The following is a 23,403-nucleotide window of genomic DNA, read 5'->3' as shown; positions in this document are numbered from 1 at the left end:
GAGGGGCTGCAGACCGTCACAGCGCCTCCGGTCGACATCCCTTGCTGGGCCGGAGAGTTGGTCCCACATACGTACAAGGAGAAACACTCAGATGAACATCCTCACCAGCCTGCTCGCCGGCGTCGTCCACCTCGTGGGCTGGCTCGTCTGACGGACCGCACCACGGCGCCGCCCCTCCCCGTCCCAGGGAGGGGCGGCGCCTCCGTGTGTGCGCCTACGGCTGCGGCGCCGCCGTCCGCTCCGGTTCCGTGGCATCCAGCGGGCGCCGCGCCGTCTCCGGCAGCGTCAGGTGGACGACGAGACACGGCTCGCGGAAGACGAGGACGACTCCAGCCTGCTCGCCGACGTCGCCGATCGGGTGGGGGGGGGAGTTGCATGCCACGGCATGGCTGCGTCATGGGTGCCTTCCCACTGCGCGCCGACGGTCCCGCGCTGCCCGTACGCGCCGCTCCCCTGGGCCCCGCCGGCCTCCGCACCAGTACCTGTGACCACCGACTCGATGAGGGCCTCACCGCTGCCCGGTGGTACGGGCGGACCGGCCGCAGGCACGGCTTCTCGCCCCCGGCGGCTCGCCCATGGGAGCTCCCGAGCATCGGGGGACCTGCGGCTCTCCGGGGCGACGCCCGGCAAGGCGCGTCACCGTGCACCGCCTTCTCGTCCCTGCCCTCCACGATGGACTGAAGATCCTGATGCCCGGCGACCGGTGCCCAGGGCTGCCGGGACGACACGCGCCTCGTCGAGGAGCCCCCGATCAGCGCTCCCGGGGCCGGAGGAAGAACCGACCGGCACGTGGTGACGGGCATGCTGGGTGAGCCTGCAGATGTCTCCTGCTCCCGCCGACACCCTGCCATGACAACGAGAGAGCTCAGCAAGCGGCCCAGGCCTGGGGCCCTTGAGCTCGAGCTCGACTCCTCTTGATGGGGGGCAGCGCCGTTCCGATGCCGCGTGTTCAGGGTGTCCCGCCCTGGCGGCATCACGGCACCGTGATCACACACCGCAGGCCGTTGCCACGGGCCGGAACAGCGAACTGCAGCGGGAGTTCTAGACACCCTCTGTTTCGGGGTCCTCCAGCAACTGGTCGGCCAGGCCTTGGAGGTCGTACTTTTCGATGAGTTCAGGAAGTGTGTCCTTGAACGCCCGCAACAACAACTTCATCGCCAGGCGGTCTCCGTGCCGCGTGGGTGCCTCGACCGTCAGCGTTTCCAGGCAGTCCAGCAGCGGATACCACCATTGTCCTCCCAGCCGCAGGCTTCGGGAAAGGCGTTGGAAATCCCTGATATCAGCCGTCTTCAGGTCCTCCGGATGCCTCTCCAGGTGGTCCAAAAGCACCATCTCCGGGTCGCTGTAAAGGTGCCTTTTGAGGTACCGCAGCCGGTCCACCCGGTTCCTGTCCTCCCGGTACTGTTCGGCATCACGTCGGGCCTGGGCGCTCAGCGTCAAGCGCACCCGTGCGGAGAGCTCCGATCCCGGCAGATGCGGAATCGGAGCGGCCCGGCCGAGCACCGCGTTGAGTGTGTCCTCGGCGCTCTGTGTGTCGAGCGCCTCCCAGTCCTTGGTGATCGAGCCGGCGAGCCGGACGAGTTCGTTGATCACCAGAGCCTCGGGAGTGTGGTGGTCCCCGCCGCCCAGAGACCATCGTGCGGAGAACATCGCCGTGAATCTGACCCCAGGGGTGCCGCTGCGCAGAGTCCGCGGCTCGGTGAAGGTGAGTTCGGTGTACGTGGGCGGGCGGCGGAAACGGAATCTCACGCGGAGGGCTCCCCCAGGTGGAAGGCGCCGAGATCCGGGTCGTGCCCGAGGATGTCCTCCATCCGGTTTCCGGTGCTGCCGCCGTCGGTCGTACGGTCCTTGCTCAGTTCAGTGAACAGCCTGGCCAGCGCCCGGAAACCGACGCGCTGGGTAATGGCCTCCTGGACCAGGGTGAGGACCTGATCCCGCAGCGCCCCGCCGTCGGCCCGCATCCAGCGGGAGATCTCCTCGATCACCACCGCATTGCGGTCGAGGTCGACGAAGAGCCCGCGCAGCGCGAGGGCCACGTCCAGCTTGTGCGAAGGGGTGGTCAGGAGCCAGGGGCGCCCTTCCACGTCAACAGACATCAGGGCCAGCGCTCCCAGGCTCACGGCGTGTGAGCTTTCCTCCCCTGCCTGCTTCTGCCACGCAGCGACCGTCGTGGCGAACCACTCGGTCAATTCCGCGTTGCGGGCAATTTCCCGGAAGGCGCCCAGTACTTCGGCCGTCACCTTGCGGGCTTCCTCTCCGTCGCCGAGGTTGTCCGCCACCCGACGCAGCCTGGTCAGTGCCGGCAAGGGCTGATCGCCGATGAGTTCGCGGCACACGGCGACCACCAGTCGCTGCGTTTCCGTGTGGTCATCGGCCCAGGAGTACAGCAATTGCCGGGCCCGCCGGCCCAGGTGTTCGTCCCGTGCCGCTCCCGCGAGGACTGCGGCCGCGACCGCACGCTTTCCCTGGGCCGCGCCCTGCTTACGGATCTCGGCGAGTTGCGAGTCGTCCTGGTGGTAGGTGAGGACCCCCAGAAGCGCCCGTACGGCCGGGTCGTCGTGGGCCGGGCTACCGTCCGAGCCGCCGCAGGACAGCATCCAGCCCACGAGCCGCTCGTGCAGAGGGTGGTACTGGTCCCAGACATAGGCCAGGAGAGCATCCCCGTACTTGGGCGAGGTGAACTCGGCCTCGCCGAAGCGGACTTCTGCCCCGATGCCTTGGAAACGGGTGCGCAGTCCGACACCGCCCAGGACCTTCCGGAGATCCGGGCTCCCCTTGCGGTCGCCGCTCTTCCCGCCACTCGGTGCGTTCCCGTCGGCGAGCGCATTGACCAGGCGCTCGGCGTCGTCCTGGATCTGCGTGACGGGCCCCGAACCCCGTACGGCGAGGGCGAGGGACAGGCAGCGGTCGTCGATGTCGAGCGGTTCGGCATGCTCGTGGTTCGCCTCCGGTGACCTTGTGCCCCCCGAGCCGGAGAAGCGCACATTCAGGACGTTGGTCCACCCCTCGGCCAGTTCGCGGGCAGCCGTGAGCAGGTGGCTCTCGCGCTGCGTGGGGTCGGCTCCCTCCTCCGCGGTGGCGCGGGCGTCCGCTTCGGCAAGAGCGATCATCTCGTCGACCAGCCAGACGGCACGGGCCGGATTCCAGCCGGTGATGCCGGCCTGCACCTGCGGGTCGTTCAAGTACCGCAGCAGGTCCGCACGCCCGCGGGCGGTCACATGCCGCTGCACCACCTGATCGGCCTTCGGGTGAGCGCTCAGCCGCACCACCTCGATGTCGGCGGGCAGTTGGCCCGCGACGGCGGACCAGAGCTCGGGTGTGATGGTGAGGACGAGCTGGGACCCGGCCTTGGTCAGCTTGTCCGCGTGTTTGCTGAGACCGGTCAGGAACGCCCGGTCGACGCGGTCCCGCTCCGGGTCCTGGAGGTCGAGGAGGTAGGCGGCACCGGGCTCCACCGGGAGCCTGCTCACCAGCGGGCGGTCCCAGCTCGGCTCCACCACCTGCAGCGTCACCTGCGAGTCGGTCTCCTCCGCAAGCATCCGCAGGGAGAAGGTCGTCGCGCCGTACCGGCGCGGCACCACGATGAAGACCACGGACGCCGCAACCAGCGCCTTCGTCCCGCGACGCCGGGCCTCCTGCCACTCCTGTGCCTCGACATAGGAAGCGTCGGCGAGGACCTGCTCGCGGGAGACGTCCACGGTTTCCAGCAGATCCGCGGTGCGGACCTCGTTGGTCTGCTGGATGTTCACAGGCCCCGTGGGGCTCGCGATCAGGTTGGCGACGGTGCCGATCGAGGGGAGATGACCGGGCTGGGTGAGAGCGGCGATCGGCACATACTGCTTCGTCTCGGGCCTCTGCGCCTGCTGCCCCGGACCTGCCGGGTCAGGTCCCTCCCCGTTCGGATCCTGAGGCAGCCTCCGACTGGGCTCCGGGTCTGCTGCGCCCTCGGGGGTGTCGGTCGTAGGCTTAGGCGCGCTTCCCGTCCCCGCGTGGTCCGGCATCAACGGCTCGCCTTCCGGACGCGTCGGGGCAGGCGGCTGCGGTGGCGCGGACGGCGAGGGCGCGTTCCCCGACCCGCCGGGGAGCTGCGCATCGCCCGCCGCCGGGTTCTCGCCCGTGGCGCCATCGGTCACTGGCTCGTTCATGTTCACTGGTCCTCCTCTGAACGCAGAGCGGGGTGTCGGTCACTCACCGGTCGGTACGCCGGAAGTCCTGCGTGAAGGTCAACGGCCCCTGGGGCGCGTCGAAGTAGTTGTTCACGGTGTCGATGGTGTTGGTACGAGGCACCGATGGGGCCGACTGCCCGCCCGGTGCGACGGCGGCTTCCTGCGTCGGCTGCGCAGCCGGGACGCCAAGGGCGGACGGGCTGCGCCGCGGCACATGCACCCAGGCGGGTTCGGAGTATTTGTCGCCGACTTCCGCACGCGTGAGAAGAAAATCGAGCTCCGTCAGCCGGGTCGTCCGTCCTCCTCGCACGACGGCCTGGAAAACCGCTTCGGAGATCACCAAAGCGACGTACGAGCCGAGTTGCTCGGCTTTCGCCACCGCGTCGCGGGCCGCGTCGCTGTCGATCAGCCGGCAGGCATCGTTGATCGGGTCGCCCCGGAACTTCTCGGACACCGGACCGAGGTGCACGCTCATACGGACCCGGATCTCCGGCGTGGAGGCGAACCGTTCCCGGTCATACCGGGCCAGTACACCATCGAGAATTTCCGGCAACGGCTCGACCAGGCGCCACATCCGGCGGACCGGCATCGCCAGAATGCAGCCGTCGCCAGTGTCGCTCCAGTACGCGCAGTGCTGCCATTCCTCCCCGAGGCCACTTTCCACGAAAGCCGTGGCCAGCATGCTGTCGAGCTCGTCGCGAGTGGTCTGCATGTACGGGGAGCGAACCTTGCTGTATCCCTTCATGTCGAACACGACGAGGGCCTGATAGTCGGGTATATCCCGGACATCGTCGTCAATACGGGCTGTCATATGGACACGTCCTTCCGGCGGTGATGCCTGCGGTGGTTGTGGGAGACGATGATGCGTGCCTGTCATCCGTCGCGCTGCCCAGAACTGGGCACTCCACGGATGACGTAGGTCTCATCGACCTGCCGGGCCCCTCAGCGGCTCTCGGCGATCCGGCGCAATCTTCCGAGGTCCTCGACCACCAGTCCTCCGCCGGCCGCGGAACGGATCCACCCTTCGGCGCGCCACGGTGCGAGGCGCTGAACCACGGAATTACGTGACGCCCCGATCAGTTGGGCCAGTTCTTCCTGGGGAAGCCGGATGTGGACGGAGCCGGTCGGCGATTCTCCCGAGACCGCGGCCAGGCGGAGGAGGGCAGCGGCCAGGCGAGCGGCGGCGGGCGCCGTGGCCAGCTCCAGGCGGATCTCGTCGCCTTCCCTGATACGCCCCACCGCATGGCGCATCAGCTTGTGCAGCAGACCGCGGTCGCTGACGAACGAGTTGAATTCGGATGCCGGCACGGTATGGACCCGGCAGGGCTCGGCCGCGATGACTGTGGCGCTGCGGGCTCCCCCGTCGAGCAATGACAGCTCACCCAGCAGTTCGCCGGCGCCACGCACGGCGAGCAGCGTCCGTTGGCCACTCCCGTCACGACGCGTGATCGCGGCGGAGCCGTGGCTCAGCAGGAGAACATGGGTGGCAGGATCGCCTTGGCGCAGGAGCAAACTGCGCGTCTCGCGGATTCTTTCCGGAGCGAGGCGCTTCAAAGCGGCCCACGTTTCTTCGCCGAGCAACGCCTGATGGGACTGGTACAACACGCCCTCCCCGAGACTGAGACATCAGGCGCCTGGTCCCCACCCGCACCCCCGTCTCAACGGACCGTGAAGGGACCAGCATATTCGGCGCCCTCACGTACCGGTGAGAGCGCCGAGGAGTACGCATGCGGCGCCGAGACAGGCCGCGGCCACGGCCAGCTGTGAGAAGACGGCTGCCCGCCGCAGCATCCTGAACTTCGCCTGTGCGAGGGTCGACAATTCCGTCACGCGCCGACTTTCGGCGCGGGCCACCTCCCACGCGGAGAGGTTCACCACAGCGGTCAGCAGTTCATCCGCTGTGGCTTGTGCACAGTCGAGATAGCAATCCGGTCGCCGCCGGTTCCCGGGCCGGAGCGAAGGCCGCACGGCCGAGAGGCACTGCCAGATCGACAGGGCGAAGCACACGCTCGCGCATCCCGTTCCGACCACACCCCATAGCGGCATGGTCTTGGCGAACGCCGTCACCATCGCGAAGACGGCACCCAGCCCGGCCCCGGCCGTGGCAGCGAGCATCGCCGCCTTGGCATCGGCACGCTGCAACTCGGCGAAGACCCCCGTGCCCAGCGCACGCAGTCGGTCGACCGATGCCTCGGACACCGGACCGCCGGCGCGTGATGCGGCAGATCGATCGAAGCTCGGTGTGCGGTGTGCCCTGGAAACAAGGCGAAACATGGTCCCTCCCGGGTCGACTCGGCGCTCTGCGCGCGGTCCGCCCAGCCTGGCTTTCCCATGAAGGGGTCGCTGCTCAAAACTGGGCGCCCGCAGGGAGATCCGCAGCACGTGTGGCGTCCCAGCCGCTCGGCCTCGTCCCGTATCGGTCCCGACGCCCCGCAGCGGGGAATCCTGTCAGTTCCGCTTTCTGAATGCCTGCTGGGGCAGCGGACCATCGGCGGAGAGAACGTTCCGCCCCGCTTCGGAGGCCAGGGCTTCTTCGGTCTGGAGGGTGCGGGCCGGGGGGGGCGGCCGATGGTGCTGCGGATCCGGAGGAGTACGGGCGGGCATGATGCCGTGCAGGGATATGAGGGCGTGGTGGGCGACGACCCATCGGCCCGAGTGCTGCGGTAGCGGACAGGGATGAGGTCGCTCGGCGCCTGCGGGACCGAACAAGGCGGAGGCCGGGTCGTAGACGACATCGGGTGACGCCCCACAGCGTGCCCTCTAATCAGGACGACGGTGTACCGCTGTGAAGGAACAGGACCTGCCCGTCGTGGCGTGGGCCGGCACGCGGTTGGTGTCCGCTGCGTGCTGATGCCTCATCCATGGGTGACCGTCACCAGACCCACCCCGCCTGGGCGAAGCGGGTGCCCCGTAGCTGACCACCGGCCGGAACCACCGAGGAACGCGCTACGCGCCCCGCCTTGGGGCTTCTGAGGAGAACGGCCTCGCTGGGCAGTTTCATGAGGACTTCCGGACTGCCTGAACGCGTACGGCCCCGAAAGTCACCGTAAAAGCGTTGTCGCAGGTCAGAAGAGTCCGCTCGGGGAAGCAAAACGTAGGTGCGTAGGTCGGTGCCTTCGGCAACCCCGACGAAAGCGCCGCCCGAGCCGGTCGGTCCCCCGCCTCCTCACCGTTCCAGCGTCCGGTGGGCCGTCTCGGGCAGCCGGAGGTAGACGACGGAGGAGACCAGGCACAGCGTGGCCACGTACACGGGGAAGAGGCCGGCCTCCCCCAGGTCCTTGAACAGGGTGCCGACGTAGGGCGCCGTACCGCCGAAGAGGGCGACGGTGAGGGAGTAGGGGAAGCCGATGCCCGCGGCGCGCACCCGTGCCGGGAACGTCTCCACGTTCACCGCCGCCGAGACGGCCGTGAAGCCGCTCAGCAGGATCATGCCCGCGCACTGTACGAGCAGCAGTGTGGCGAAGGAGTCGTCGAGCGCGCGGAGCAGCGGCACGCACAGCGCGGCGAAGCCGATCCCGAACATCAGCAGCAGCGGCTTGCGTCCGAAGCGGTCGGACACCATGCCCGCGACGGGCTGGAGCACGGCGAAGAACGTCAGCGAGAGGGTGCCCGCCAGCAGCGCGTCCGCCTTCGTCACCCCGGCGTTGAGCTCCGCGTACGTCGGCAGGTACGACGTCCACGTGTAGTACGCGAGGGTGCCGCCCGCCGTGATCCCGCAGATCAGCAGCGACTCGCGCGGATGGCGGCGCAGCGCCTCGAAGAGGCCGGGGCGGGGCGCCTTCGCCTGTTCCTCGCTGCGCGTCTCGTGCGAGCCGCGCCGGACCCAGAAGCCCACGAGGCTCAGGAGCGCGCCCACCACGAACGGGACCCGCCAGCCCCAGCTGCCCATGGTGGCGGGCGCGAGGTTCGCGACGAGCAGCGCCGCGACGCCGGACGCGACGAGCTGTCCGGCGGTCGTCGACACGTACTGGAAGCTGGAGAAGAGCCCTCGTCGGCCGGGCCCGGCGGACTCCACGAGGAAGGTGGTCGACGCGGCGAACTCACCGCCGACCGAGAGCCCTTGCAGCAGCCGGGCCAGGACGAGGACGACCGGCGCGAGAACCCCGGCGGCGTCGTACGTCGGCGTCAGCCCCACCAGCAGGCTGCTCCCGCCCATCAGAAGAATGGTCACCGTCAGCGCCGCACGGCGTCCGCGCCGGTCGGCGACGGCGCCCATCAGCAGCCCGCCGACGGGCCGCATGAAGAACCCCACCGCGAAGACCGCGAACGTCGAGAGCAGCGGCACCAGCGGATTCGCCGCGTCCTCGGGGAAGACCTGCGCGGCGATGTAGGTGGCGAGGAAGGAATACGTGTACCAGTCGTACCACTCGACGGCGTTGCCGACGGAGGCGGCGGCCAGTTGGCGCACCGCTGACGGACGTCGGCCGGCCGCCCCCTTCGTCAGGGGTTCGGTGTGTTCCGCGCTCGGCATGGTCCTCCGCTCGGTCCCGCGTCCGTTCCGTGGTGGCCGGCCGCCGCTCGCGGTGCGGGCCGGTCCGTCCCGCGATCATGTACCGATCGGGCGGCCGGCCGCCAGGGTCTGCGGCGGCCGAAAGAAAACGGCAATGAACGCGGGGGCGGCGGGCCCGGTGGCGCTCACCGGCCCGAGGGCGCTCCCGCCGTCCGCGCGGTGTGCAGGGCCAGTCCGATGAGGGGGAGTTGGGCGGGGACGCGGCCGTAGGCGAGGGCCTTCAGCGGGGCCGGGCGGTGCCGCCAGTCGCGGGCCATCTTGATGTTGGCGGGCAGGACGGCGACGAAGAGGCCGGCGGCGGCCAGGGCACCGGCGCGGCGGGTGCGGGGCAGCGCCACGGCCGCGGCGACGGCGAGTTCGGCGGCGCCGGAGGCGTACGTCCAGGTGCGGGCGGAGCCGGGCAGCCGGCGCGGGACGAGGGCGTCGAACGGGCGGGGCAGCGCGAAATGGGCGGCGCCCGCACCGGCGAGGAGACCGGCCAGCAGACGGGTGGCGGAGACGGTGACGGCCACAAGTGCTCCCTGAGAGGCGGGCCGGGGGCCGGTGGGGCCCGGCCGGGCGCACCGGGCGGGTGCGGGCCGGACGGGGGTGCGGCGGCCGCCCCGACCGTTGAACCGGCCGCCGCGCGCCCGACCCTACCCGCGAGTCACTTCCTGCGGCACCGGGTGACCGGTGAGGCGTGGGTCACCCGCGGCGCCGTCGGGTGCGGGGTGGGCGTCGCGGCGCAGCAGCGCGGCGTAGCGGCCGTCGGCGGCGAGGAGTTCGTCGTGGCTACCGCGTTCGGCGATCCGGCCACGGTCGAGGACGACGATCTGGTCGGCGTCGCGGACGGTGGAGAGCCGGTGGGCGATGGTGACCGTGGTGCGGCCCGCGCTGAGTGCGTCGATGGCCTGCTGGACGGCGTGTTCGGTGCGGGTGTCCAGGGCGCTGGTCGCCTCGTCGAGGACGAGGACCGGCGGGTCGCGCAGGATGGTGCGGGCCAGCGCCAGCCGCTGCTTCTCGCCGCCGGAGAAGCGGTAGCCGCGTTCGCCGACGAGGGTGTCGTAGCCGTCGGGCAGGGCGGCTATGTGGTCGTGGATCTGGGCGGCGCGGGCGGCGCGTTCGATCTCCTCGTCGCTCGCGTCGGGCTTGGCGAACCGCAGGTTCTCGGCGACCGAGGCGTGGAAGAGGTAGGTCTCCTGGGAGACGACGCCGACCGCGCGGGCGAGGGTGTCGAAGCCGAGGTCGCGGACGTCGGTGCCGTCGAGGGTGACCCGGCCCGCGCTCACGTCGTACAGCCGCGGGACGAGGTAGCTCAGGGTGCTCTTGCCGCTGCCGGTGGCGCCGACGACGGCGAGGTGGCTGCCCGCCGGGACGGTCAGGTCGATACCGCTCAGGGTGGGCGCGGCGGCGGTGTCGTAGGTGAAGGAGACGTTCTCGAAGCGGAGGTCGCCGCGGGGGCGGGCGAGGTGGACGGGGCGCTCCGGTTCGGCCAGCGGGACGGGCAGGTCGAGGTATTCGAAGATCCGCTGGAAGAGCGCGAGGGAGGTCTGCATCTGCACGCCGGTGGAGAGCAGCGAGACGGTGGGGCGCAGCAGGCCCTGCTGGAGGGTGACGAAGGCGACGAGGGTGCCCAGCGAGAAGGCGGGGCCGCCGAGTTGCAGGACGAGTCCGGCGGACCAGTAGATGAGGGCGGGCATGGCGGCCATGACGATGCCGATGGTGGCCATCCGCCAGCGTCCGGCCATGCTGGAGCGGATCTCCAGGTCGACCAGGCGCTCGGACTCGTCGGCGAAGCCGCGGGTGAGGGAGTCGGCGCGGCCCATGGTGCGGCCGAGCAGGATGCCGCTGACCGAGAGGGATTCGGTGACCATGGCGGACATCGCGGCCAGCTGCTTCTGGCGCTGCGAGGTGATCCGTTTGCGTTCGTTGCCGACCCGGCGGCTGATCCCGACGAAGAGCGGGAGCAGCAGCAGGGAGACGCAGGTCAGCCGCCAGTCGAGGGCGAGCATCGCGATGACGGTGGCGATCACCGAGGTGAGGTTGGAGACCAGCGAGGTGGCGGTGGAGGTGACGGTGGCCTGCATTCCGCCGATGTCGTTGGCGATCCGGGACTGCACCTCGCCGGTGCGGGTGCGGGTGAAGAACGCCAGCGGCATCCGCTGGAGCTTGGCGTAGACCGAGGTGCGCAGGTCGTGCATGACGCGCTGGCCGACGGTGGTGGACAGCAGGGTCTGCAGGACGCCGAAGACGCTGTTGGTCACGGCGGTGAGGATCATGCCGAGGGCGAGCAGGGTGAGCAGGCCGGTGCGGCGTCCGGGGATGGCCACGTCGAGGATCTCGCGCAGCAGGAAGGGTCCGGCGACCGAGACCAGGGAGGAGGCGGCGACCAGCAGACCGACGGCGGTCAGCCGGGCGCGGTAGGGGCGGAAGAGGGCGAGGATCCGCCGGATCTGCACCGGCTGGTCCGGGGCGTCGGGATCTTTCGGCGGCGGGGTCCACTCGGGTTCGTCGCGGCGCATGGGCTCCTTCGGAGAGGTCGGGTGCGGATCGCGTGATTCACGGAGCCTAGCTCATTGTTACCTAAGCTCACAATGAACTCCCTCCTGATAGCCTCTGGGCATGCCCTCTCCCCACCCGGCCCCCGAGCCGGAACCGGCCCCGGCGGACGATCCGGCGCCCGGCGGTGCGAACGTCGCCGAGCAACTGGTCCGGCTGACCCGCCGGATGCACCGTGCCCAGACACGCCGCATGGCCCAGCTCGACCTCGCCTTCACCCCCGCCCAGTCGCGGCTGCTGCGGGTGGTGGCCCACCACGGCGACACCCCGCCCCGGATGGCCGACCTCGCCGCCCGTCTGGAGGTGGTGCCCCGTGCGGTGACGACGCTGGTCGACGCCCTGGAGGCACAGGGCGCGGTCCGCCGGGTGCCCGATCCGGCCAACCGCCGGGTGATCCGCGTCGAACTGACCGCCACCGGACGCGCCACCCTCGACGCGCTGCGCAGTGCGCGCCGCAGCGCCGCGGAGGACATCCTGGCGCCGCTCAGCCCCGAGCAACGCACCGTACTCGGCGGACTGCTGGCCACCCTGGTCGACAAGGAGGGACCGCGCCACTGAGGGGACGCGCGGCGCCCCGCGCCTGCCCGCACCGGGCGACGGTTTGCCCTGATACTGGGCGTATCGGGGTGATCCCGACGATGCCACGAGGGTACGTACCGGGCGTCGCGCGCCGGGCGGGGACGCCGTGGCCGCGCCCCGGGCGGGCACGAGCCGACCGGAGGAGTCCCATGCCCCTGCTGGAGCCGAGACCGGAGGCCCTGCGGCCCGAACCGAGCGGCGGCGCCGCCCCGGACCGGGTCCCCCCGGAGCGCGCTGGCGGCACCCCGGAACCGCTGCGCGGCGACCTGATCGCGCTCCTGGGCGCGGACAAGGTGCTGCACACCGTCTCCGACCTCGTCCGCTACGCCTCCGACGCCAGCCCGTACCGCTTCGTCCCGCAGGTCGTCGTCCTCGCCGAGGACGTCGACGACATCTCCGCGGTCTTCTCCTACGCCCACGGCAAGGGCCGCCATGTCGTCCTCCGGGCGGCCGGGACCTCCCTCAACGGGCAGGCGCAGGGCGAGGACATCCTCGTCGACGTGCGGCGGCACTGGCGGGGCGTGGAGGTGCTGGACGGCGGGGCCCGCGCCCGGATCCGGCCCGGGACGACGGTGCTGCGGGCCAACGCGGCGCTCGCCCGCCACGGCCGGGTGCTGGGGCCCGACCCGGCCAGCGCCGTCGCCTGCACCCTCGGCGGGGTGGTCGCCAACAACGCGTCGGGGATGACCGCGGGGACCACCCGCAACTCCTACCGGACGCTCGCGTCGGTGACGCTCGTCCTGCCGTCCGGCACGCTCGTCGACACCGGTGAGGCGGACGCCGACGAGCGGCTGGCGCACGCCGAGCCGGAGCTGTGCGCCGGGCTGCTGCGGATCAAGGCGACGATCGAGGCGGACGCGGAGCTGGTGGCCCTCATCCGCGCCAAGTACACGCTGAAGAACACCAACGGCTACCGTCTCGACGCGTTCCTGGACGCCGCGACGCCCGCCGGGATCCTGCGGGGGCTGGCCGTCGGCTCCGAGGGCACGCTCGCCTTCGTCGCGGAGACCGTCTTCGACACACTGCCGCTGGAGCGGTATCCGGTGACCGCGCTGCTGTTCTTCCCCACGCTGCGCGCCGCTGCCGCCGCCGTGCCCGGTTTCAACGACGCGGGCGCGCGGGCGGTGGAGCTGATGGACGGCAACACGCTGCGGGCGTCGGTGAGCGTGGCCGGGGTGCCGGCCGACTGGGCGCGGCTGCCGAAGGGGACCACCGCGCTGCTGGTGGAGTTCCGGGAGTCCGGCGAGGACGCTGCCGCGGCCCGGCTGGCGGCGGCCGGGCGGTTGCTGGACGGTCTGGAGCTGGTCGCGCCGGTCGCCTCCGTCACCAACACCTTCACCCGCGACCTCGCGGAGATCGGCGGCTACTGGAAGGCCCGTAAGGCGTTCGTGACGGCGGTCGGCGGCTCCCGGCCGTCCGGCACCACGCTGATCACCGAGGACTTCGCGGTGCCGCCGCAGCGGCTCGCCGACGCCTGCACCGCGCTGCTGGAACTCCAGGCCCGGCACGGCTTCGACGCGGCGGTCGCCGGGCACGCCGCCCACGGCAACCTCCACTTCCTGCTCGCCTTCGACGCGGCCCGCCCCGACGACGTGGCGCGCTACGCGGCGTTCATGGAGGAGTTCTGCACGCTGGTCACCGACCGGTTCGACGGCTCCCTCAAGGCCGAGCACGCCACCGGGCGGAACATCGCGCCGTTCCTGGAACGCGAGTGGGGGCCGCGCGCCACGGAGTTGATGTGGCGGATCAAACGCACCCTCGACCCGCACGGCATCCTCGCCCCGCGCGTCCTCCTCGACCGCGATCCCGAGGCCCATCTGCGCGGCCTGAAGACCATCCCCACCGTCGAGGCGATCGCCGACCCCTGCATCGAGTGCGGTTTCTGCGAACCGACCTGCCCCAGCGAGGACCTGACGACCACGCCCCGCCAGCGCATCGTGCTCCGCCGCGAGATGCTGCGGCAACCGCCCGCCGCCCGCGTCACCGACGCGCTGCTCGACGCGTACGGCTACGACGCCGTCGACACCTGCGCGGGCGACTCGACCTGCGAACTGGCCTGCCCGGTGGGGATCGACACCGGCGCGCTGATGAAGGACTTCCGCCACCGGCGGCACTCACCGCGCGAGGAGCGGGTGGCGGCGCTCGCGGCCCGGCACTTCGGACGCGTCGAGCGGGCCGCGCGGCTGGCCGTCGCCGCCGCCGGACACCTCGACGACCGGCTGCTGGAACGCGTCACCGGCGCCGTCCGCAAGGCCGTCCGGCCCGATCTCGTACCGGGCTGGCTGCCGCAGATCCCCGGCGCCGCGGCCCGGCAGCTGCCCGCCACCGAGCGGACTGCGGCGAGCGCGGTCTACTACCCGGCGTGCGTCAACCGCATCTTCGGCGGCCCGGCGGGCGATCCGGGACCGTCGCTGCCGGAGGCGGTGGTCACGCTCGCGCGGCGGGCCGGTACGCCGGTGTGGATCCCGCCCGGTGTGACCGGTACGTGCTGCGCCACGATCTGGCACTCCAAGGGCTACGACCGGGGCAACGTCGTGATGGCCAACCGCATCGTCGAGGCGGCCTGGGGCTGGACGGCCGGCGGACGGCTGCCGCTGATCGTCGACGCGTCGTCCTGCACACTCGGCATCGCCCGGGAGGTGGTGCCGTACCTGACACCCGCCAACCGCGCGCTGCACGCGGAGCTGACCGTCACCGACTCGGTGGTGTGGGCCGCCCGCGAGTTGCTGCCGCGCCTGGAGGTCCACCGCCGTACCGGCTCCGCGGTGCTCCACCCCACCTGCTCCATGCAGCATCTGGGCGACGAGGCGGAGCTGCGGCGGGTGGCCGAGGCGTGCGCCGAGGAGGTGGTGGTGCCGGACGACGCCGGGTGCTGCGCGTTCGCCGGGGACCGCGGGATGCTGCACCGGGAGCTGACGGAGTCGGCGACCGCACCGGAAGCCGCCGAGGTCGCCGCCCGGGAGTGGGACGCGTATCTGTCCGCGAACCGGATGTGCGAGGTCGGCATGGACCACGCGCTCGGCACGCCGCGCTACCGCTCGGTGCTGACCGAGCTGGAACGGGCGACGCGGCCGGACGGCGACTGAGGGGGCGCGCCCGGTGGACGGGCGCGCCCCCTCGCGCGGATCAGCCCTTGGCGCCGGTGTGCAGCGCCACCGCGCTCCGTGCCGGTACGGTCAGCTCCGCGGTGCCGTCGTCGCCGACGGTGACGGTGTGGCCCGCGCAGTCCCCGGGTTCGGCCGCCGCCACGTTGCAGTACGTACCGGCGGGCAGCCCGGTGGTGAAGGTGCGGGAGAGGTCACCGTCGCCGTCGTTGAGGGCCACGAAACCGGCGTCGCCGCGGCTGAAGGAGAGCGCGTCGCCGCCGTTGTCCCACCAGTTGGCAAGCTCCGCCGAGCCGACGGTGTTGCGGAAGCCGACCATCCCGGTGACGGCGGTGGCGGCGTGCTCGTCCGTCCAGCCGTCGCCGCCGGAGGGCGGCCCCGCGTCCTTGTCGTCCCAGGTGTAGCCGGAGTAGACGTTCGGCGAACCGTACGGCGAGGCGAGCAGGAAGACGTTGGCGAGCGTGTAGCGGTCGCCGTCCTTGTAGGTGAGCGTGGAGCCGTTGCGCTCGGTGTCCCAGTTGTCGACGAAGGTACGGGCCTTGTCACCGGGGAGCTTGCCGTCCGCGACGGACTTCAGTTGCGCGATGTTCCGCCCCTGGAAGGCGCTCTTGAGGTGGGTGCCGTAGCGGAACTCGTCGACGTCCCCGATACCGGTGTACTCCTCGGGCTTGACGGCCTCGCCGCCACCGGCGATGACCTCGCTGACCCAGTACCCGGGGTCCTGGCTCATCTTCGCCTTGACGGCGGCGATGTCGTCGGCGGCCATGTGCTTGGCACCGTCGATCCGGAAACCGTCGGCGCCCAGGGTGCGCAGGTCGTCGAGGTACGCGGCGATCTTGCCGCGGACCGCGTCGCTGCCGGTGTCGAGGTCGGCGAGGCCCACCAGTTCGCAGTTCTGCACGTCGTCGCGGTTGCCGTAGTCGGAGATGTTCTTACGGCAGCCGTGGAAGTCCTGGTCCTGGTAGACGCCGGGGTAGGCGTACTTGGTGTACTGCGTGCCGCCGGTGCCGGTCCCGGATCCGGAGGTCATGTGGTTGATGACGGCGTCCGCGATGACCTTGACGCCGGCCGCGTGGCACGCCTTCGTCATCGCCGCGAAGGCGTCGCGGTCACCGAGCCGTCCGGCGATCTTGTAGCTGACGGGCTGGTAGGAGGTCCACCACTGGTCACCTTTGATGTGCTCGGAGGCGGGTGAGACCTCGACGTAGCCGTAGCCCGCCGGGCCGAGTTGATCGGTGCACGCCTTGGCGACCTCCGCGAACGGGCGCTCGAAGAGGGTGGCGGTGACCGTCTTCTCCGCGGCGGGGGCGGCGGCCGGGCGCTGCTCGGCCGGGGTGGCCTGGGACGGCCAGGGCATGAACGCGGTGAGGCCGGCGGCGGCCAGCACACCGGCCAGCGTCCCGCCCAGCACTCGGGAACGTTGCTGCATCTTGCGGCTCCTTCGTCGAACGGACGCGGACGGGCCGCGCCCGGGAACAAGCAGCCACGCGCCAGGCCGCCATGGGGGGATTCCGCGTCGGAGCCTGCCGCCCTTCCGTGGACACGTCAAGGTTCGTCGCAAGTTTTTTCAGATGTTTACGCAAGAGATTGCAGGATGGTCGGAACGTGTGAGAAGGGGCGCCGGGCGCGGCGCACACCTCGGGCGGGACACACCGCCCGGACGGTCCGCCCCGGGCCGGGCCCCCGCGCCGCGGGCCGGGGCTCGGGCGAGAAGTCCAAGTACCCGAACATTCCGTCCAACCGGCCCCCTTGTGCCGTCGGCCGCCCAACCGCCAGGGTCCTGGGCGAGGTTCACGTAGGTACCCCGCCATCCGCTCTCCTGGAGGACCGATGAACGAGGCCCATTCGCAGAACCAGGCGTCACCCTCCGGCGGCCACCCCGCCGCGGACTCCCCCGCCGACGACTCCCTGCCCAGCCGCCGTTCGGTCCTGTGGACCGCGGGCGCCGCGGGAGCCGGTCTCGGTCTCGGCCAGCTCACGGCGGGCCGGGCGGCGGCCGCGTCCCCCGCCGGCGGTCCCGCCACGGCATCCGGCGCGGCAGCTCCGGCGGCCAGGGGCAGGACCATGATCGGGGTGCCGTTCGCACCGCGCCGCACCGTACGCGTCGGCATCATCGGGCTGGGCAACCGCGGCGGCAGCATGATCGACCTCTTCCTGGCGGTCCCCGGCGTCCGCGTCGTCGCCCTCTGCGACCCGGTCAAGGAGAAGACCGCCCGCGCCGCCAAGAAGGTCACCGACGCCGGACAGCCCGCGCCCGCCGTCTACGTCAACGGCGAGGAGGACTTCGTCCACCTCTGCGCCCGCAGCGACATCGACTTCGTCTACGCGGCCACCCCGTGGGACCGCCACTTCGACATGGCCGCGACCGCGCTGCGCCACGGCAAACACGTCGGCGTGGAGTGCCCGCTCGCCCTCCGCATCGACCAGCTGTGGGAACTGGTCGACCTCTCCGAACGCACCCGCAGACACTGCTTCCAGATGGAGAACTGCTGTTACGGCAGGAACGAGATGCGGGTGCTGCGCATGGCCCACGCCGGGCTCTTCGGCGATCTGCTGCACGGCGCCGGTGCCTACAACCACGATCTGCGCGGCCTGATGTTCGACCCGGAGTACTACGAGGGGCCCTGGCGCCGCCTGTGGCACACCCGGCTCCGCGGTGACCTCTACCCCAACCACGGCTTCGGTCCGGTCGCCAACTACATGGACGTCAACCGCGGTGACCGCGCGGTCCGCATCGCCAGCTTCGGCACCCCCGCACTGGGCCTGGCCGCGTACCGCAAGGAGCACATGCCGCCCGGCGACCCGAGCTGGAAGGAGTCGTACATCGAGAGCGACCGGACGATCAGCCTCGTACAGACCGCCAAGGGCCGCGTCATCCGCCTCGAACACGACGTCTCCACCCCGCACCCCTACAGCCGGATCAACAGCCTCGGCGGCACCAAGGGCGTCTTCGAGGACTACCCGGAACGCATCTACATCGAGCCCGACCACAGCAACGACGAGTGGGGCGACTTCGGCAAGTACGCGGAGTGGGACCACTGGCTCTGGAAGGAGCACGCCAACCCGCCCGGCGGCCACGGCGGTATGGACTACATGCTGGTCTTCCGCCTGATGCAGTGCATGCGGCTCGGCCTCGTACCCGACTTCGACGTCTACGACGCGGCGACCTGGACCGCCCCCGTCCCGCTGAGCGACGCCTCCATCAGGGCGGGCGGCGCACCCCAGGAGATCCCCGACTTCACCCGCGGCCACTGGAGGAAGGCGCGGCCCGGGATGGACTCGGAGAAGCCCGTCGACCCGGAGAAGCCCGCGGAATAGCGCGGGCCCGTGGGGCCTTCCGGTCGCCACGGGTCAGGTCCCGGCGCCCGGCGCCCGGTGCCGGCCCAGCGCGGGATTCCGCCCCGCGCCGGGCCGGTCCGGATCTCCGTGGAGAGAGCGACAGCACCACGCGGGGCGGCGCCGGTCGCCACGGCCCCACGGGGCCCGGGAGCGCGGGGAAAGCCTTCCCGGGGGGGGGCGGCGCCGGGCCCGGACCGCGGCGACCGGGCCCGCGCCTCATCCTGCGAGGTGGGCCCGGTCGCCCATCACCACGACCGGGCAGCGGGCCGGATCGAGGGTGCGGAGCAGCGCCGCCATGCCCTCCTTGGCGATGCTGACGCATCCCGAGGTGCCGCTGCCGTGGTCGAGATGCAGCCATATCCCGCCGCCCTTGGCCTGCCCCTCGGGCCGCTCGGGATCCAGCGGCGACCGGCCCGGGACACGGTTGTAGTTCACGGCGACGACGTAGTCGAAGTCGTGCCGGGTGTTCTTCGACCAGTACGCGGGCGGGGTGAACGCCGCCGTGTGCGTGTACGGCAGCCGGGCCCCGGGGTCGGCGAGCACCCCGCCCGCGTCGGTCAGCGTGAACACCCCGACCGGGCTGCGCCTGTCGCCCTCGTGATGGCCCGTCGTCCAGCCGCGCCGCCCGTTGTGCGCCGCCCAACTCCCCTTCTTCTCCCAGCCATTGGCGCCCTTTTCGTACAGCACGAGCGTGGCGTCCGGGGAGTCGGCGCCGCGGCCGTAGACGGCGACGACCTGCCGCGAGGCGGCGGGGATTTGGGCGCGCAGCTCCGGGCCGACACCGGGGACACGGGTGAGCGGCGCGGCGCGGGCGGCGTCCGTGCCGGTCGCGCCGCCGTGCCGGCCGGAGGCCCGGCCGCCGGCGTGGTCATCGCCCCGGCCGGCGCCCTGACCGGCGGAGCCGCAGCCCACCAGCAGCACCAGCCCCGCCGCGGCCGACGCCACGGCCCGCATCACTCCACCCGCACATCGCATGTCCCCATGCTCCCACCCACCACCGACAATGCCTCAGCCGCGGCCCGCTCGGACACCCGTCACGGACCGTCATCCGACGTGGAACCGTCCTGGACGGCCCGCGCCGCGGAAAAACCGTTTGAAATCGGCCGGGCACCACGTCAGCCTGCCTGAGCAAGTCCGCGACGCCGCGTCATCCGCCCGCCCGGCGGGAGCCGCGGCGTCCGGTGCGCGCACTCGCCCGGTGCCGGCCCGACCGGCACCGGACCGGCCGGCGGCGAGCGCGCACACCGGGCACCACGGCACACCGCCCCCGTTCCGCTCCCCGCCCCGCGACCCGCCGCCGCCCCCCCCACGGCCCCCGACCGCGCCCGCCCCACCGCCGGGGCCGTACCCGCCTCCGCCCCCGACCGTACGAAGAGCGGGCCCCGCTCCGCCCCCGACCGTCAGGGCCGTATCCGGCCCGCCGCCGCCCGCGCGCCGTACCCGGCGCCCCGCCTCAACGCCTCTGGACACCATGCAGATTCGCGACCTTCCCTACACCGATCCCGGCGAACCCGACGTCCGCAGCGGCGGCTCACTTCTCCGCTGGCTCTACCGCACCCAACTGGGCGGCCAGCTCAAAGCCCTCTTCTGGGGGCTGGTGCACACCGGCGCGCAGGCCGCCTTCCCGGTGCCCGTCGGCCTCGCCGTCCAGGCGGTCGTCGACCGCTCCGGCTCCCGACTCGCCCTCGCCGGCGGTCTGCTGGCCGTTCTGGGCGTGCTCGTCGCCCTCGGCGACACGATGCTGCACCGGGCGGCGGTGACCAACTGGATCACCGCGGTCGCCCGGATGCAGCAGCTCCTCGCCCGCAGGGCCACCGCCATGGGGGCCGTCCTCACCCGCCGGGTCGCCTCCGGCGAGATCACGGCCGTGGGTACGGGTGACCTGGAGAAGATCGGCTGGCTCGTCGAAGGCGTCTCCCGGTTCGGCGCCGCCGCCGTCACCTCCGTCGGCGTCTGCGTCGCCCTGGTGTTCTACCAACCGGCCCTCGGCACCGTCGTCGCCGTCGGCGCCCCCGTCATCGCCCTGGCGGTGCTGCCGCTGCTGCCGCCCGCGACCCGACGCGCCGACGCCCAGCGCGACAAGGCCGGACGCGCCACCGAACTCGCCGCCGACACCGTCGCCGGGCTGCGCGTCCTGCGCGGCATCGGCGGCGAGGACCTCTTCCTCGACCGCTACCGCGCCGCCTCCCAGGAACAGCGCCGGGCCGCGGTCCGCAGCGCCCGCATGTGGTCGCTCATCTCCGCCGTCCAGGTCGCCCTCCCGGGTCTGCTGCTCGTCGCGGTGGTCTGGTACGGCGTCCACCTCGCCCTCCAGGGCCGGATCGCGGTCGGCGAACTGGTCACCGTCTACAGCGCCGTCACCTTCCTCCTCTTCCCGCTGCGCCATTTCGAGGAGACGGCCATGGCGTACTCCTTCGCCCGTCCCTCCGCCGACCGCGCCGCCCGGGTGCTGGCCCTGGCCCGTCCGGCCGGAAGGCGTCTCGCCCCTGACGCCCCGCTCACCGGAGACCTGCACGACCCGGTGACCGGACTGACCGCCGCCGCGGGCCGGTTGACCGCCGTGGTCTGCGGCGATCCCGACGCCGCCGGGCGCCTCGCCGACCGCCTCGGCGGCCACGCGCCGGACGCCGAAGCATCCGACGCCGAAGCACCGGACAGCGGCTCCGGCCCCGACGCCGTTCCGCCGTCCCCCGGTGGGCCCCGCCCCTCCGTCCTCCTGGGCGGCGTCCCGCTCGATGACGTGCCGCGTGAGACGGCGCGCGCCGCCGTACTCGTCCAGGACAAGGACCCCACCCTCCTCTCGGGCACCCTCGGCGACCTCCTCGACGTCCCCGCCTCGGGCCGGGTCGAGGCCGCCGAGGCACTCGACGCGGCCCAGTGCGGCGATGTGCTGGCCGCGTTGGCCCAGGCATCGGCCGACGCCTCCGGCGACCCGGAAGCGACCCGTATCACCGAACGCGGCCGGTCCCTCTCCGGCGGCCAGCGCCAGCGTCTGGCCCTCGCCAGGTCGTTGGTCGCCGACCCCGAGGTCCTCGTCCTGGACGAGCCGACCAGCGCCGTCGACGCGCACACCGAGGCACGGATCGCCGACGGACTGCGTGCCCTGCGCACCGGCCGCACCACCGTCGTCCTCACCTCCAGCCCGCTGCTCCTGGACCGGGCGGACGAGGTCGTCCTCCTCCGCGGTGACTCGCTCGTCGCCGCCGCCCCGCACCGCGAACTGCTCCGCACCTGCCCGGCGTACCGCGCCGTCGTCACCCGTGACACCACGCCGCCCGACCTCCCGGACGGCGATGGGCCCCGGCCCGCGGACACCACCGCCCGTACCGCACCGATCGAGGAGACCGCATGATCGGCCTGGCCCCGCCGGAACACGATCCGGACGCCCCGCAGACCGCACCCACCCTGCCGGTCGGCTCCCCGGCGACGGTGCGGTCCTACGTCGCCGGGCTGCTGCGTCGGCACCGCCGCGCGTTCGCCCTGCTCATCGGCGTCAACACCGCGGCGGTCGTCGCGTCGATGACCGGCCCCTACCTCCTCGGCGGGCTCGTCGAGGACCTCGCCCGCGGCGCCACCTCGATCCCGCTCGGCGTCACCGTCGCGCTCTTCCTCACCGCGCTTCTGGCGCAGACGGTCTTCGTCCGCATCGTCCGGCTGCGCGGAGCCGTACTCGGTGAACAGATGCTGGCGGACCTGCGGGAGGACTTCCTCGTACGGTCGGTGGCGCTGCCGCCGGGTGTCCTGGAGAAGGCGGGCACCGGCGACCTGCTGTCCCGTATCACCACGGACATCGACCGGCTCTCCGAGGCGATGCGGGAGGCCGTGCCCCAACTCGCCATCGGGGTGGTCTGGATCGCCCTGCTGCTGGGCGGGCTGGTGGTCACCGCGCCGCCGCTCGCCGTGTCCGTCGCCCTCGCGCTCCCGCTGCTGATCCTCGGCTGCCGCTGGTACTACGCGCGGGCACCCCGCGCCTACCGGTCCGAGGCCGCCGGGTACGCGGCGGTGGCCGCCGCGCTCACCGAGACCGTCGACGCGGGCCGCACCGTCGAGGCGCACCGCCTGGGCCGGCGGCGGGTGGCCTTCTCCGACCGGCGGGTGTACGAGTGGACCCGCTGGGAGCGGTACACGCTCTACCTCCGGTCGGTCTTCTTCCCCGTCATCAACATGTCGTACGTACTGCTCCACGGCACGGTGCTGATCCTCGGCGGTGTCTTCGTCCTCGAAGGCTGGATCACCCCCGGGCAGCTCACGACCGGTGCGCTGCTCGCGCAGATGATGACCGAGCCGGTCGACATGATCCTGCGCTGGTACGACGAGCTGCAGGTGGCCCAGGTGTCCATCGCCCGGCTCGTCGGGGTGCGGGAGATCGCGCCGGACGCCACCGACCCGGCGCTCGTCCCCGAGGGTCGGGACGTCCACGCCGACGGGGTGCGCTTCGGCTACCGGCCGGGCGTGGACGTACTGCACGAGGTGTCGTTGCGGGTACGGCCCGGCAGCCGGCTCGCGCTGGTGGGCCCGTCCGGGGCCGGGAAGTCGACGCTCGGCCGTCTGCTGGCCGGGATCTACGGTCCCCGCACCGGTTCGGTGACGCTCGGCGGCGCGGAGCTGTCCGCGATGCCCGCCGAGCGGGTCCGCTCCCATGTGGCGCTGGTCAACCAGGAGCATCACGTCTTCGTGGGGTCGCTCCGTGACAATCTGCTGCTGGCCCGCACCGCCGCCACCGAGGAAGAGCTGTGGGCGTCGCTGACGGCCGTCGACGCCGACGGCTGGGCGCGGGCGCTGCCCGGCGGGCTGGACACCGAGGTCGGCTCGGGCGGGCACCCGCTCACGCCCGCGCAGGCGCAGCAGATCGCGCTGGCCCGGCTGGTGCTGGCCGATCCGCACACCCTCGTCCTCGACGAGGCGACGTCGCTGCTGGACCCGCGCGCGGCCCGGGATCTGGAACGGTCGCTGGGGCAGGTGCTGGACGGCCGGACGGTGGTCGCCATCGCCCACCGGCTGCACACCGCCCATGACGCGGATCTGATCGCGGTGGTCGAGGGCGGCCGGATCAGTGAACTCGGCAGCCACCAGGAGCTGGTCGCCGCCGACGGCGCGTACGCGGCGTTGTGGCGTTCCTGGCACGGCTGAGGCACGGGGCGGCCATCCGCCGGACGGAGCGGGTGGA

16 protein-coding genes are annotated in these 23,403 nt (G+C 72.2%); 5 read left to right on the top strand and 11 right to left on the bottom strand.

Annotated elements, in window-relative coordinates:
* Nucleotides 1–214: 214 nt before the first annotated feature.
* From ACZ4M8_RS10955 to ACZ4M8_RS10915, 9 genes are all read right to left on the bottom strand, one after another.
* A complete protein-coding gene (locus ACZ4M8_RS10955) occupies nucleotides 215–382 on the bottom strand; it encodes a hypothetical protein (RefSeq protein ID WP_467605547.1) in 168 nt (55 codons plus the stop codon).
* A gap of 659 nt (nucleotides 383–1,041) precedes the next feature.
* Nucleotides 1,042–1,593 carry a hypothetical protein gene (locus tag ACZ4M8_RS10950; protein ID WP_467605544.1) on the bottom strand — a complete coding sequence of 184 codons (552 nt, stop codon included), beginning with the start codon at nucleotides 1,591–1,593 and terminating at the stop codon, nucleotides 1,042–1,044.
* Nucleotides 1,594–1,745: 152 nt separating this feature from the next.
* Nucleotides 1,746–3,833 carry a hypothetical protein gene (locus ACZ4M8_RS10945; protein WP_467605542.1) on the bottom strand — a complete coding sequence of 696 codons (2,088 nt, stop codon included), beginning with the start codon at nucleotides 3,831–3,833 and terminating at the stop codon, nucleotides 1,746–1,748.
* 355 nt (nucleotides 3,834–4,188) lie between these two features.
* The gene (locus tag ACZ4M8_RS10940) at nucleotides 4,189–4,977 is read right to left on the bottom strand and encodes a hypothetical protein (RefSeq protein WP_467605540.1); all 789 of its coding nucleotides are present in this window, start codon (nucleotides 4,975–4,977) and stop codon (nucleotides 4,189–4,191) included.
* Between the two features lie 131 nt (nucleotides 4,978–5,108).
* Nucleotides 5,109–5,771: a Crp/Fnr family transcriptional regulator gene (locus tag ACZ4M8_RS10935; protein WP_467605539.1), complete on the bottom strand. Its 663-nt coding sequence runs from the start codon at nucleotides 5,769–5,771 to the stop codon at nucleotides 5,109–5,111.
* 90 nt (nucleotides 5,772–5,861) lie between these two features.
* A complete protein-coding gene (locus tag ACZ4M8_RS10930; protein WP_467605536.1) occupies nucleotides 5,862–6,440 on the bottom strand; it encodes a Pycsar system effector family protein in 579 nt (192 codons plus the stop codon).
* 892 nt (nucleotides 6,441–7,332) lie between these two features.
* Nucleotides 7,333–8,637 carry an MFS transporter gene (locus tag ACZ4M8_RS10925; RefSeq protein ID WP_467605534.1) on the bottom strand — a complete coding sequence of 435 codons (1,305 nt, stop codon included), beginning with the start codon at nucleotides 8,635–8,637 and terminating at the stop codon, nucleotides 7,333–7,335.
* A gap of 164 nt (nucleotides 8,638–8,801) precedes the next feature.
* Nucleotides 8,802–9,188: a DoxX family protein gene (locus ACZ4M8_RS10920; RefSeq protein ID WP_467605532.1), complete on the bottom strand. Its 387-nt coding sequence runs from the start codon at nucleotides 9,186–9,188 to the stop codon at nucleotides 8,802–8,804.
* Between the two features lie 123 nt (nucleotides 9,189–9,311).
* Complete coding sequence (locus ACZ4M8_RS10915; RefSeq protein ID WP_467605529.1) at nucleotides 9,312–11,177, bottom strand: ABC transporter ATP-binding protein; 1,866 nt, start codon at nucleotides 11,175–11,177, stop codon at nucleotides 9,312–9,314.
* Nucleotides 11,178–11,382: 205 nt separating this feature from the next.
* Between ACZ4M8_RS10915 and ACZ4M8_RS10910 the strand changes: the two genes are divergently transcribed.
* Nucleotides 11,383–11,772, top strand: coding sequence for a MarR family winged helix-turn-helix transcriptional regulator (locus tag ACZ4M8_RS10910; RefSeq protein ID WP_467606522.1), 390 nt, complete (start codon nucleotides 11,383–11,385; stop codon nucleotides 11,770–11,772).
* A 170-nt stretch (nucleotides 11,773–11,942) separates the two neighbouring features.
* Nucleotides 11,943–14,879 (top strand): FAD-binding and (Fe-S)-binding domain-containing protein, encoded by a 2,937-nt coding sequence (locus ACZ4M8_RS10905; RefSeq protein WP_467605528.1) that lies wholly within the window; start codon nucleotides 11,943–11,945, stop codon nucleotides 14,877–14,879.
* 40 nt (nucleotides 14,880–14,919) lie between these two features.
* On the opposite strand, the gene ACZ4M8_RS10900 is transcribed toward ACZ4M8_RS10905, so the two are convergent.
* Nucleotides 14,920–16,326, bottom strand: a complete 1,407-nt coding sequence (locus ACZ4M8_RS10900; RefSeq protein ID WP_467605525.1) for an alpha-amylase — start codon at nucleotides 16,324–16,326, stop codon at nucleotides 14,920–14,922.
* A 401-nt stretch (nucleotides 16,327–16,727) separates the two neighbouring features.
* On the opposite strand from ACZ4M8_RS10900, the gene ACZ4M8_RS10895 reads away from it, so the two are divergent.
* Nucleotides 16,728–18,215 carry a Gfo/Idh/MocA family protein gene (locus ACZ4M8_RS10895; protein WP_467605523.1) on the top strand — a complete coding sequence of 496 codons (1,488 nt, stop codon included), beginning with the start codon at nucleotides 16,728–16,730 and terminating at the stop codon, nucleotides 18,213–18,215.
* 237 nt (nucleotides 18,216–18,452) lie between these two features.
* On the opposite strand, the gene ACZ4M8_RS10890 is transcribed toward ACZ4M8_RS10895, so the two are convergent.
* Nucleotides 18,453–19,211, bottom strand: coding sequence for a L,D-transpeptidase family protein (locus tag ACZ4M8_RS10890; RefSeq protein ID WP_467605521.1), 759 nt, complete (start codon nucleotides 19,209–19,211; stop codon nucleotides 18,453–18,455).
* Nucleotides 19,212–19,707: 496 nt separating this feature from the next.
* Here ACZ4M8_RS10890 and ACZ4M8_RS10885 point away from each other — a divergent pair, with 496 nt between their 5' ends.
* Both ACZ4M8_RS10885 and ACZ4M8_RS10880 read left to right on the top strand, forming a co-directional pair.
* Nucleotides 19,708–21,588 carry an ABC transporter transmembrane domain-containing protein gene (locus ACZ4M8_RS10885; protein ID WP_467605520.1) on the top strand — a complete coding sequence of 627 codons (1,881 nt, stop codon included), beginning with the start codon at nucleotides 19,708–19,710 and terminating at the stop codon, nucleotides 21,586–21,588.
* Nucleotides 21,585–23,366 carry an ABC transporter ATP-binding protein gene (locus ACZ4M8_RS10880; RefSeq protein ID WP_467605518.1) on the top strand — a complete coding sequence of 594 codons (1,782 nt, stop codon included), beginning with the start codon at nucleotides 21,585–21,587 and terminating at the stop codon, nucleotides 23,364–23,366. The genes ACZ4M8_RS10885 and ACZ4M8_RS10880 overlap by 4 nt, the downstream gene beginning before the upstream one ends.
* The last annotated feature ends 37 nt before the right edge of the window (nucleotides 23,367–23,403 follow it).

This window comes from Streptomyces sp. NPDC027185, from assembly GCF_055567035.1.
Note: the sequence above shows the minus strand (reverse complement) of the source record. Positions and strands in the feature narration are given on the sequence as shown.

Excerpts from the sequence above, each read along its gene's own strand:
- ACZ4M8_RS10940 (WP_467605540.1), bottom strand. The coding sequence starts at position 4,977 with ATGACAGCCCGTATTGACGACGATGTCCGGGATATACCCGACTATCAG.
- ACZ4M8_RS10910 (WP_467606522.1), top strand. The coding sequence starts at position 11,383 with ATGCACCGTGCCCAGACACGCCGCATGGCCCAGCTCGACCTCGCCTTC.
- ACZ4M8_RS10895 (WP_467605523.1), top strand. The coding sequence starts at position 16,728 with ATGAACGAGGCCCATTCGCAGAACCAGGCGTCACCCTCCGGCGGCCAC.
- ACZ4M8_RS10915 (WP_467605529.1), bottom strand. The coding sequence starts at position 11,177 with ATGCGCCGCGACGAACCCGAGTGGACCCCGCCGCCGAAAGATCCCGAC.
- ACZ4M8_RS10905 (WP_467605528.1), top strand. The coding sequence starts at position 11,943 with ATGCCCCTGCTGGAGCCGAGACCGGAGGCCCTGCGGCCCGAACCGAGC.
- ACZ4M8_RS10880 (WP_467605518.1), top strand. The coding sequence starts at position 21,585 with ATGATCGGCCTGGCCCCGCCGGAACACGATCCGGACGCCCCGCAGACC.
- ACZ4M8_RS10900 (WP_467605525.1), bottom strand. The coding sequence starts at position 16,326 with ATGCAGCAACGTTCCCGAGTGCTGGGCGGGACGCTGGCCGGTGTGCTG.
- ACZ4M8_RS10885 (WP_467605520.1), top strand. The coding sequence starts at position 19,708 with ATGCAGATTCGCGACCTTCCCTACACCGATCCCGGCGAACCCGACGTC.
- ACZ4M8_RS10930 (WP_467605536.1), bottom strand. The coding sequence starts at position 6,440 with ATGTTTCGCCTTGTTTCCAGGGCACACCGCACACCGAGCTTCGATCGA.
- ACZ4M8_RS10890 (WP_467605521.1), bottom strand. The coding sequence starts at position 19,211 with ATGCGATGTGCGGGTGGAGTGATGCGGGCCGTGGCGTCGGCCGCGGCG.
- ACZ4M8_RS10925 (WP_467605534.1), bottom strand. The coding sequence starts at position 8,637 with ATGCCGAGCGCGGAACACACCGAACCCCTGACGAAGGGGGCGGCCGGC.